Raw genomic sequence first — 11,091 nt, forward strand, 5'->3', positions numbered from 1 at the left:
TGCGCAAGGTATAGGCAGCCCAGACCCGGTAACGGGCCCGCTCCAACCAGGATGCCATTGCCAGCACCTGGGGGCACAAGTATGCCCTAATCGTGCATCTGTGGAACGGGCAATGGGACGAGTTAATGGCGTTTTTGGACTTTCCGCCCCAGCTGCGGCGCATGATCTACACGGATAACCCGGTGAAAGCCCGGCACCGCATTATGCGTGAACCTATAAAATGTAAGGCAGCCTGGCTCTCGGAGCAGCTGAGAAAGCACTACACCAAAAACCAAGCAACTACAAACGAACCTAGACACACGTATTTTACTATCCCCAGCCTCGACAACAACTACCCCCCCCACCAAATGACTAACCGCCTAACGTACTATTGCCTAATCCCCCCTACCAGCTACCATATTACCACACCAAACATCTACAAAACCACACCCCGCCAAATGACTAACCGCCTAACGCACTATTGCCTAATCCCTCCTACCAGCTACCATATTACCACACCAAACATCTACAAAACCACCCCCCCCACCAAATGACTAACTGCCTAAAGTACTATTGCCTAATCCCTCCTACCAGCTACCATATTATCACACCAAACATCTACAAAACCACCCCCCGCTAAATGACTAACCGCCTAACGCACTAATCGACTAACCCCCTTACCACACTACCAGCTACCATACTACCCCCTACCATACATCTAAAAAAAACCACCCCCCACCTAAAGACTAACCGACTAACGTACTAACCCCCTAACCCCCCCCCTCTACAGCTTCACCACCATCCCCAAATTTACCCGACCGCTTTTCCCGATGTACTCCCCGCCGAGGACGTAGGCTCCGCCGAGAACGAAGCCGGCCCACTTGACGACGGGAACGTACACCGTGCCGCCCACCCTCCGCCAGCTGCTGCCGGTACCGGCCGTAGCGGTCTGGACGGCCGTGCCGCTTTCGAGGGCCGTGATGAACTCCACCCAACCCTCTACGTAGACGTACTTAGTACCGTAGCCGGTACGCAGGAGCACGGGCCAGCTCGACCGGCTTTCGGGAGCGAACTGGAAGTCGATGCCCGACTGCGCGTGCAGGAAGAAGCCGCTATCGAACTGGTACTGATACACTAACCTACCCTGGAAGACGGTCGCCCGCTGACCGAGCGCGGCAATGCCCGTCGTCTCGTAGCTGCCGACCGGGAAACTCAGGCCGATGGCCGTGAACACCCGCTGGTTGCCGGAGGCACCGCGCAAGTCGAGATTCATGTACTTGATCCAGAGGGAAGCATCCTGCAGACTGCCCGGGCGGTCGTTGGTGCGCATATAGGGCAGGGTAGCGACCAGCGAGGTCTGATCGTTCAGGCCCGCTTCCACGAAGAGGCTGTAGCTGGTCGTGGTGACCTCCCGGTCTTCGGGGGTGCCGTCCTGCCCGAAATAGGTGGTGTAGGTCTCCCGGCTATACGCGGGGGCTACGGCAATTTCCCCCTTCGGCGTGGGAAAGCCACTGATGGGACCCTGACCGAATAAGCCGGCAACGCAGCAGAGGAAGCCGGCGAGGAGCGGCAGGCGACCAGTAAATTTTTTTTTCATACCCGTATCCTATCTTTGGCGCCTCAATCGAACCCCTCTTGAGCGACAGCCTGGTCATTATTCCCACCTACAACGAGCGCGAGAACATCGGACGTATGGTGGAAACCGTCTTTGGGTTGTCGCAGCCTTTTCACCTGCTGGTGGTCGACGATGGTTCACCGGACGGTACCGCCGACATCGTCCGCGAATTGCAGCTAAATTACCCCGCCGAACTGCATCTGCTCGAACGATCGGGTAAGTTAGGACTGGGAACGGCCTACCTCGACGGTTTCCGGTGGGGACTGGAGCGCCCGGAAAGGTACCAGTACTTCTTCGAGATGGACGCCGACTTCAGCCATACGCCGGCCGATCTTCTACGCCTGCGTGCCGCCTGCCACGACGGTCCGGGTGACGTGGCCGTCGGGAGCCGCTACGTCCGCGGGGGAAGCGTGGAAAACTGGCCGATGGACCGGATCATTCTTTCCTACGGAGCCAGTCTCTACACCCGCATCGTCACCTGGATGCCGGTAAAGGACCCGACTGCCGGGTTCATGTGCTACTCGCGCCCGGTGTTGGAGGCCATGGATTTCAGCAAGATCCGCTTCATCGGCTACGCCTTCCAGATCGAGATGAAGTATACGGCCCGTAAGCTCGGGTTCCGCATCGTGGAGGTCCCCATCACCTTCACCGACCGGGTAGCCGGAAAGAGCAAGATGCACAAGTCCATTATCCGCGAAGCGGTTCTCGGCGTCCTGAGTCTGCGGTTCCGGTAAACCGGCTACCGCCGCTCAATCAGGCAGGCCCAGTCACCCTCGCCGGGAGGCACCAGGCTCACCTGGCCGTCATCGGCGCGCACGAGTTCGCCGTGATCGATCAGGTCCCCGCCCTTGCGCGGATCGTACCACCGCACGGTAAATTCCCCCTCGGTTCCGCTCAGGTCGAGGGTAGCCGGTCGCCCGAGGGGCGTAAACACTACGTACAGCTCCCCCTCTTTGGCGAAGCAGAACTGGTCGGATCCCTCCAGGAGTTCGTTGCGGGTGACCATGTCCGCGAACGGCAGGTGGCGCTCGAAAAAGCGGCGGGCGTGGGTGGTCCACCGGTAGGCGCGGTCGCGGCTGCGCCAGTCTTCCAGGTTGAGGTCGTTGTGGGGATTGCGGGCACCGTAGTACCATTCCACTCCGCCGCCACCCGCCATGAGGTTGCCCCAGAGGGTGAAGGCGCGTAGACTGTCCTGATTGTTGAGGGGAGCGTTGGCATCGGGGTCCAGTCCACGCCACCAGGGGCCGACCTCGTCGACGGTCATAATCCAGGGGGCGCCCGCCGATGCGGATAGACTGAGCCACTTCCGGGTCACCTCGTTGGCCGAGTAAGGATTGCCGAGTTGTAAAGACAGACCACCTAAGTCCTGGTTGCCGAGCAGGGGTTCGTAGATTTCAGTTATGCCCTCATCACCCGGATGCGTGTGCAGGACCACGTAGTTGCGGTAGGGGTCGTGCTCGGCAAACCAGGCGATCACGTCGCGCTGCTGCCGGTTGTCCTGGAAGGATTCCGACCAAGAGTTAGGGCCATTTTCTTCGCCGAGGTTCCAGGTGACGGCCCGGTGGTGACCGAAGCGTGCGACCAGCTCGCGGAAGTAAAGCCGGCGCAGGGGGCCGGTATCCCCGCCGTCGAGTAGCGTTTCGTTCTCCGTCTCGTTCAGTACGAAGTGGAGCATCATGCCCAGACTGTCGGCGTGATCGAAGACGATCTCCCACTGGGCGAGTTTGCTCACGTCAAAGCGATCGTGCACGTCGTGACTGACGTAAGGCCACACGTCCCGTCCGTCGCCGTTGATGTTCATCGTCAGGAAGTAGATGCTATTGACGCCGGTGGATGCCAGGTAATTGAGGCCGCCGATCAGTCCCTTACCCTTGCCGTTCCCCCAGTCGGGATCGCTGCCGCCGTAGTCCCGCAGGTGAGCGGAATAGGTATGAAGACCCTCGGTGGTGCTTTCTCCGGCACGGAAATTTTCGTCGTGGCGGTAGGTGCCGTCGAAGTCCGCATACGCCAGGAGGTTTTCCGGACTGTCTACCCCGCCCTTAAGGAAATAATCCCCGCTTTCCGCCCACCGCAGGTAGCGGGGGTGGTCGCGGATGAGTCGGCCGGTCTCTCCCGGTCGGGGGTCGCCGACAAAGAAGGCCCCGGCATAGCGTTCCACCGTCTTGCCGGCTCCTGCGTCCCCGCCCAGGTAAGCGCTGTCGGCCCGCACCAGCTGTCCTTCGTAGGTCCATTCTCCCGTCAGGTCGGGTCGGAAGCGTACCTGCCACTGGTTACCGGCTTCGGCACCCGTCTGTGCGGCATTACCGTCGGCCGCGTAATAGCCCGGTACGGTGATCGTACGATCTCCGTTGGTGAAGGTGACATCGAGTCGGTAATCCACGAAGGGGTTGTCCGCGGCCTGCTCACTCGTTTGCGGCCCGGGAAAGGAGAGCGTCATCTTTTCCCACTTCGCGACGTCGGGGTGGGTGGGCGTGAAGGTGGTACGACATCCCCCCCAGAGGAGGACGAGGAGAGACAGCAGACTGATTAAGCGCACGGAAGGGGGTGGTTATTTAGACAAACTTACGGTTTGCCGTTCACCCTGTCGGTGGTCCCTGCCCGGGTAGGTGGGGTGGCTGCCGTACATACCCATCCAGCGGTGCATTTCCCAGAGCACGTGCAGGATGCTTTCTTCGGCCGCGTAACCGTGGTCCTCGTAGGGCAGCAGACACAGGCGTGCGGTCTTGCCTAGATTATCCAGGGCGGTGAACATGCGCTTCGACTGCACGGGATAGGTGCCGCTGTTGCTGTCGTCTTCCCCGTGAATGAGCAGGAGGGGACTGTCAATTTTGTCGGCGTGCACGAAGGGAGACAGGCGCACGTAGGTTTCCGGGACCTGCCAGAAGGTGCGCTCCTCGGCCTGAAACCCGAAGGGCGTCAGGGTGCGATTGAAGGCTCCGCTACGGGCGATACCCCCGGCAAAGAGGTCGGTATGCGCCAGTAAGTGAGCCGTCATGAAGGCTCCGTAGCTGTGGCCGCCCACGAAGATGCGCTTCGGATCCGCGACGCCCATATCGACCAGTTTGCGTACCGCGGCCTCGGCGTTCATGCGGACCTGTTCGATGAAGGTTTCGTTGGGCTCCTCGTCGCCCTCGCCGACGATGGGCATGGCAAAGTCGTCGAAAACCGCGTAACCCACGGCCAGAAAGGGGAGGGGAGACAGGGGACTGATGCGGCGGAACTGGTGCTTGCTCGTCGTCACCTGCCCGGCCTTGTCGGCGTCCTTATATTCCTGGGGGTAGGCCCACATGAGGATGGGCAGGGGTGCGTCGGTACCCGCCCGGAAGCCTTCCGGTGTATGCAGTTCGCCGCTGAGCTGCACGCCGTCGGCCCGCTGGTAAGTTACCAGCTCGTAATTGGTGTGCCGGAGCTGGGGGTAGGGGTGGGGGAAGTTCGTCACACGGATTTCTTCCTTGGTAACCAGGTGGTGCAGGAAGAAATTGGGGCGCTCGTCCGACTGCTCGCGGGCCAGCAGGAAGAAGTTGGGATCCTGATCCAGGAAGAACAGGGGACGCTCGAAGTAGGGTGGGGTAGATTCCCACAACCGGGTCTTCTCGTGGGTCACCAGATTGAAGCCGTCCACGAAGGGTTGGGGGCCGTCGGGACTGTGCCCGTTGCCGACCATCACCAGGGTTTGTCCCTCGTCGCGGGTCAGCAGGAGGCTGTGGTCGCTGGGCGAGGACACGGTGACCACGCCCCCCGGATCGTTGTAGTTGTCCTCCCAGTTATGATCGAAGAGCACTTCGGGCTCGCGGGAGGGATCGTCGGGGTACCAACGGCGGGTCACCTGGCGGCGGGAGGCCCATTCCCAGTCGACCGCGATTGCCAAATCGCTCCGACCCCAGCGGAGGGCTCCGAAGCGCAGGGGTAAGCGAATGCTTTTCTTCGGTTCTCCGGTAAAGGGGGCTTCGAGGTAGTAGAGTTGTTCGCGGTACTCGACGTCGACGCGCGGGTCGCCCCCGTCGATGGCCTCGGTCCAGTACAACTGAGCGGGGTGATCGCTGCGCCAGTTGAAGCGGCGGGGCTGGGTGATGACCGCTCCGAAGGCCGGCGGAAGGTGCTCAACGGTAGGGCGGGAGGCCAGTTCCCGGATGGGAAATCCGGCATGATCGAGCAGGAGAACCCGGTCGGCGAATTTGTCGTAGGGTACGTTGAAACTGAACGGCTCCACGACGTAGGTGATGACGAAAAATTTACCGTTCGGAGAATCGCCGAGACCGGCGATTATACCGGGTTCGGCCCATTCCCGTTCCTCCCCCGTATCGAGGCGGTGCAGGTAGAGTTGCCCGGTGGCGTAGTAGCGAAACAGAGCGACGTCGTGGTCGTTCTGCAGCAGATTGGTGTAAGTGCGATTGGCGCCTTCCTTGCCGGAAGAATCCTGCACATTGGGGCCGGTAGCGGACTCTCCCGGTTCGGGCTTCTTAGCCCCCGGAATGCGGCGCTTGATGAGGAAACGGTCGTTGCCGATGAAGTCGTAAGGCGCTCCGCCGAGGCTGTTATTGATGTCGTTGTCGCCGACGGCGTAGCACTTCAGCGATTCGCGGTCGGCCGTCCAGAGCTGCAGCCCATGGTCGGTCACGAAGCAGAAGGCGATGCGGTTGCCGTCGGGCGACCAGGTAAAGTAGCGGAAGTAGCCGTTTTCGGGCAGCCCGATGAACTGGCGATCCTGGCCCGTCGACAACCGACGCAGGCGGGGGTTGTGGAACCCACGGGTACCGTAGGGCGTGAAGGAGTCGGGATTGATCTGCCGGCCGGCCAGTTTTACCTTGGGCTCCTTGAGTTCCTCGATGCCGGGGTACATCGGCCGGTCGGCGATGATGATGTAATCGGGGTCCGGCCCGAAAAGCATGAGGGGGTCGGGTTTCAGGTTGACCAGATCGGCGATGGCCTCGGGGGGGCGTTGGTAATGCATTAATCTTCTTCGTCCTGATCGTAACTGGCGTCCTGGGTGTCGATCACCATATTGGTGATGGTGTAGTCACTAAACTTTTCGAAGTGATTGAAGGCCAGGTTGTCCGGCCAATTGCTGTCGTCTTCCACCCATTCTCCCAGCAGATTTTCGAGGATGGGGAGGAAATTGTTCTCCAGCCACTCCTCGGCCTCTTCGATCTCGTCAAAATCGGGCATCAGGTACACGGTGGTCAGGTCCGAAGTGTCCTCGAAGTCGATCTCTTCTTCGATGCTGGCGTCTTCCCGGATGGCCCAGCGCAGCAGGGCTTCACTAGGGGTGACGATGAGGGCGTATCGGTTGATATCGTATAATTCCATGGGCGAGTCTTATGTGTGTAGGTAAACGTAAGGTACCCTGGGATAAGTTTAGTCATTCCCGCCCCGTCGTTTTATTCCTTGCAGGCGGGATTGACCCCGAGGACGTAGTTCTCCACTACGCCGATCCGCGGGGCCGCCTCCGCTCCCGCGAAGCCGCTGATGTCCGCGTCCTTTAGCCGGGCGGCGGCGTAATCCGTCAGTTGGGTGGCCAGGGGTAGGTAGCTCCAGTGCCACCGCTCTTCCTCGTAACCGTTGGGCCGGTCGGGGCCCTTGGCGGTGTACGGCTGACAGAAGCCGTAAGTTGCCGCGTGCTCGGTGAGCCAGCGGTAGATCCGCTCGCCTTCGCCCTCGGCGAAGTAGCCGTTATTGAGCGCATTGAGGTCTACGTCGGTACCCCAGTGGTGGCGGCTCGTTCCCGGCATGCTGGAGTAGCGGAGGATGGCCCGGGCCCGGTCGGCGGGATCGGGGTAAGCTTCGTCGGCGCGCTCCCGGCCCTCCAGTAATCGTTGGCCGTTCCACTTTGCTTCCCAAATCTGCCGCTGGCGGTCGAAGTTGCGGGTGGCAGAGACGATGATCAGCTTGATGCCGTCGGCGAGGGCGGCGGCGTGCATGCGTTCGAAGGCGGCGTAGGTGTCCCGGTGTAGTACGTAGGGGTCTCCGTCCGTGTACCCGGCGGCAACCTTCACGAAATCAGGGTGTTCGGACGGATCGAATTTCCCGGTCAGGAAAGTATAACTGGGAAAGGAGGGTACGCTGTCGTGGACGTCGTAAGGCAGGGGCGCGGGCGCGGGAGCAACGATGGGCTCCTCGGAGTTTTCCGCCGGACTGGTGCAGCTCAGAAGCACGGAAGCTAGCAGTAAAAGGGTAAGTCTCATTGGAGCAAAGATAGGATAGACCCCGGGTAGGGGCAGAGGATACGTGTCTTGAATGGGAGGTTGCGTCTTGGTCTCGGAGCAAAGATCGCTGGACCTGGAAGTCGCGCAAGAAACAGCGGTAGCCAAATGGTACATGGTACATTATACCTTGTATATGGTAAATTGTCCCATACGTCTCGGACCGGAGGCCGCTCGACCTATTGCCAAACTCGGCGTGCAACGCCTCGACCTGCGCCGTACGGTAGCGAAATCTGTGAAAATCCGTGCCCATCTGTGGTGAAACCGTCTCGGACCGGAGGCCGCTCGACCTGAGTAGTTCATCTCGGCATGCAACGCCTCGACCTGAGCCGTGCGGTAGCGGGATCGGTGAAAATCCGTGCCCATCTGTGGTGAAGCGTCTCGGACCGGAGGCCGCTCGACCTATTGCCAAAATTGGCGTGCAACGCCTGGACCTGCGCCGTGCGGTAGCGGAATCTGTGAAAATCCGTGGCCATCTGTGGTGAACCCGTCTCGAACCGGAAACCACTCGACCTTTTGCCAAACTCGGCGTGCAACGCCTCGACCTGAGCCGTGCGGCAGCGAAATCTGTGAAAATCCGTGCCCATCTGTGGTGAAGCGTCTCGGACCGGAGGCCGCTCGACCTATCACCAAAATTGGCGTACAACGCCACGATCTGAGCCGTGCGGTAGCGAAATCGGTGAAAATCCGTGCCCATCTGTGGTGAAGCGTCTCGGACCGGAGGCCGCTCGACCTATCACCAAAATTGGTGTACAACGCCTCGATCTGAGCCGTGCGGTAGCGAAATCTGTAAAAATCCGTGTCCATCTGTGGTGAACCTGTCTCGGACCGGAAGCCGCTCGACCTATTGCCAAACTCGGCGTGCAACGCCTCGACCCGAGCCGAGCGGTAGCGGAATCTGTGAAAATCCGTGCCCATCTGTGGTGAACCCGTCTCGGACCGGAGGCCGCTTGACCTATCGCTATTACTCGGCGGGCAACGCCTCGACCCGAGCCGAGCGGTAGCGGAATCGGTGAAAATCCGTGCCCATCTGTGGTGAAGCGTCTCGGACCGGAGGCCGCTCGACCTATCACCAAAATTGGCGTACAACGCCTCGACCTGCGCCGTGCGGTAGCGAAATCTGTAAAAATCCGTGTCCATCTGTGGTGAACCTGTCTCGGACCGGAAACTACTCGACCTTTTGCCAAACTCGGCGTGCAACGCCTCGACCTGAATTATTCCTTAGCTACGACCGCCGAAATCTTCATAAGGAAGTACACCTCGAAACCCGTGTACACCAGGTAAAGCCAGAAGAAGGGCACGATGAACAGCTTACTGGGCGGTTGCCCCAGCAGGGCATAGGTCACCACCAGCATACCGCAGAGCAACATCTTGACCATGGTAGCGCCCATGAAGACATTGCTGAATAACATCTTGTTCTTTGCTCCCGCGCTCCGCCGCCCGACGAAAAAAAGTCCGACGCAAATGAAGACGAAGAGCAGCAGCGTACCCACCGAAAAGGCCAGGGCGTAGTCAATGGAGAGGAGGAAGTGACAAACGGCCAGGCCGAGTACGGCCAAGCCGGTAACGGCGGCCAGAAGGACCAAAAAGCGGGAAGTCTGCATGCGGCAAAAGTACGGTGCGCCCCCCGAATCGACGTCCGCTGACTACCTTCGCGCCATGCCGGAACCCCTGCAATTAAGTCACGAATTCAACTACGCCCTCGAGCGTATGGAGGCCGGTGCCAACCTGTTCATCACCGGACGGGCGGGCACGGGAAAATCCACCCTGCTGCAAATATTCAAGCGGAGCACGCGGAAGAACGTGGTCGTGCTGGCGCCCACCGGCGTTGCCGCGTTGAACGTCGGCGGACAAACGATCCACTCCTTCTTCAACTTCCCTCCCCGGCTGCTGCAGTCCCGCGATATCCGCCCGAACCGCCGCAACCGCCGCCTCTTCATGAACCTGGAAACGCTGGTGATCGACGAGATCAGCATGGTACGAGCCGACGTGATGGAAGCCATCGACTACGGCCTGAAGCTCAACCGCGAGAACGGGGAACCCTTCGGGGGGGTACAGCTCATTCTCTTCGGCGACCTGTTCCAGTTGCCGCCGGTCGTGAGCAGCGCCACGGAGCGGGAGTTCTTCAGCCTGCGCTACGCCAGTCCCTACTTTTTCAGCGCCGATGCCATGGACCACATCGACCTGGAAACGATCGAACTGAATAAGGTATACCGCCAGGACAGCCGCTACTTCCTGCGCCTGCTCGAAAGTATCCGCAATGCTACCGTAGACCGGGAGGAACTCGAGGATCTGAACCGACGGTACCAGCCCGACTTCGAGCCGCCCCCCGGCGAAAACTACCTGACGCTGGCCGCCCGCAACGCCACGGTGACCAAGATCAACGCCAGCGCGCTTGCCGAACTCCCCGGTCCGGAACACCTGTACACCGCAGAAGTGAAGGGCAACTTTCCCGAGAAACTCTTCCCGGTGCCCCAGCTCCTCCGGCTGAAGGAGGGCGCCCAGGTCATGACGCTGCGCAACGACCCCGACCGTCGTTTCGTAAACGGTACCATCGGGACGGTGGTGGAATGCAAGGCCAAATCCGTGCGGATCGAGATCGTCGAGAACGGCAAGGCGAGCGAGGTAGAGGTGGAATACGACGAGTGGGATATCATCCGCTACACCGCCGATGCCACCGACGTACGTAAGATCGGCACCGAAACGCTCGGCACCTACCGTCAGCTACCCGTGCGTCTGGCCTGGGCCGTGACGATCCATAAGTCGCAGGGCAAGACCTTTGACAAGATCATTGTGGACCTCGGGCGCTCGGGGGCCTTCGAGCACGGACAAACCTACGTCGCCCTGAGCCGCTGCCGCACCCTGGAGGGCATCGTACTACGGCAGCCCCTCGCTCTCCGTGACGTGCTGGTCGATCCGGAGGTGGTGCAGTTTTATGAGTCGAGTCGGTGATGGGGGTAGTGATCCGCGGTCCGGTTGGGTTGCATACTAATGAGCGGCCTCGGGTCCGAGACAAGTTCACCACGGATAGGCCTTTAGACTTGCCTTAAAGAGGAACATACATATATGACCATCATCATTATGTATAATTTCTTTTTGGCTTCTTTTTTCTTTGTGGATTTCACACCCAAAGTGTGGAAAACTCCTGCCCTTGCCGGGCGCGGGTGACGGATTTTGAGGCGTCGAGGCCTATTCCGTGTTTGCTCACTCGGCAAGTGGCCAAGAGTCCGTGGTCTGTATAGAAAAAGCGGGGAAGTAAGCCCCATTAAAGGTCTGTAGACAGACGCTTGGCCGACG

At 60.1% G+C, this 11,091-nt stretch carries 8 protein-coding genes and 1 pseudogene; 3 read left to right on the top strand and 6 right to left on the bottom strand.

Features of this window, described 5'->3' with window-relative positions:
* Positions 1-47: 47 nt before the first annotated feature.
* Positions 48-533 (top strand): annotated as a pseudogene (locus tag NMA52_RS19190) (transposase); the annotation flags it as partial.
* A gap of 230 nt (positions 534-763) precedes the next feature.
* Here NMA52_RS19190 and NMA52_RS11645 read toward each other — a convergent pair.
* Entirely contained in the window at positions 764-1,576 is an 813-nt protein-coding gene (locus NMA52_RS11645; RefSeq protein WP_254827838.1) for a transporter, read from the bottom strand.
* 38 nt (positions 1,577-1,614) lie between these two features.
* Between NMA52_RS11645 and NMA52_RS11650 the strand changes: the two genes are divergently transcribed.
* Positions 1,615-2,328 (top strand): polyprenol monophosphomannose synthase, encoded by a 714-nt coding sequence (locus NMA52_RS11650; RefSeq protein ID WP_254827839.1) that lies wholly within the window; start codon positions 1,615-1,617, stop codon positions 2,326-2,328.
* A 5-nt stretch (positions 2,329-2,333) separates the two neighbouring features.
* Here the strand turns inward: NMA52_RS11650 and NMA52_RS11655 are convergent, their stop codons facing one another.
* From NMA52_RS11655 to NMA52_RS11675, 5 genes are all read right to left on the bottom strand, one after another.
* Complete coding sequence (locus NMA52_RS11655; protein WP_254827840.1) at positions 2,334-4,130, bottom strand: DUF5060 domain-containing protein; 1,797 nt, start codon at positions 4,128-4,130, stop codon at positions 2,334-2,336.
* A 12-nt stretch (positions 4,131-4,142) separates the two neighbouring features.
* Positions 4,143-6,545, bottom strand: coding sequence for a S9 family peptidase (locus NMA52_RS11660; protein ID WP_254827841.1), 2,403 nt, complete (start codon positions 6,543-6,545; stop codon positions 4,143-4,145).
* A complete protein-coding gene (locus NMA52_RS11665; protein ID WP_254827842.1) occupies positions 6,545-6,901 on the bottom strand; it encodes a hypothetical protein in 357 nt (118 codons plus the stop codon). The genes NMA52_RS11660 and NMA52_RS11665 overlap by 1 nt, the downstream gene beginning before the upstream one ends.
* Before the next feature lie 71 nt (positions 6,902-6,972).
* Entirely contained in the window at positions 6,973-7,776 is an 804-nt protein-coding gene (locus NMA52_RS11670) for a M15 family metallopeptidase (protein ID WP_254827843.1), read from the bottom strand.
* 1,232 nt (positions 7,777-9,008) lie between these two features.
* Complete coding sequence (locus tag NMA52_RS11675) at positions 9,009-9,398, bottom strand: hypothetical protein (RefSeq protein ID WP_254827844.1); 390 nt, start codon at positions 9,396-9,398, stop codon at positions 9,009-9,011.
* Between the two features lie 55 nt (positions 9,399-9,453).
* On the opposite strand from NMA52_RS11675, the gene NMA52_RS11680 reads away from it, so the two are divergent.
* A complete protein-coding gene (locus tag NMA52_RS11680) occupies positions 9,454-10,746 on the top strand; it encodes an ATP-dependent RecD-like DNA helicase (RefSeq protein ID WP_254827845.1) in 1,293 nt (430 codons plus the stop codon).
* Positions 10,747-11,091 lie beyond the last annotated feature (345 nt).

It is taken from the genome of Lewinella sp. JB7, from assembly GCF_024297185.1.
Lineage (GTDB): Bacteria > Bacteroidota > Bacteroidia > Chitinophagales > Saprospiraceae > Neolewinella.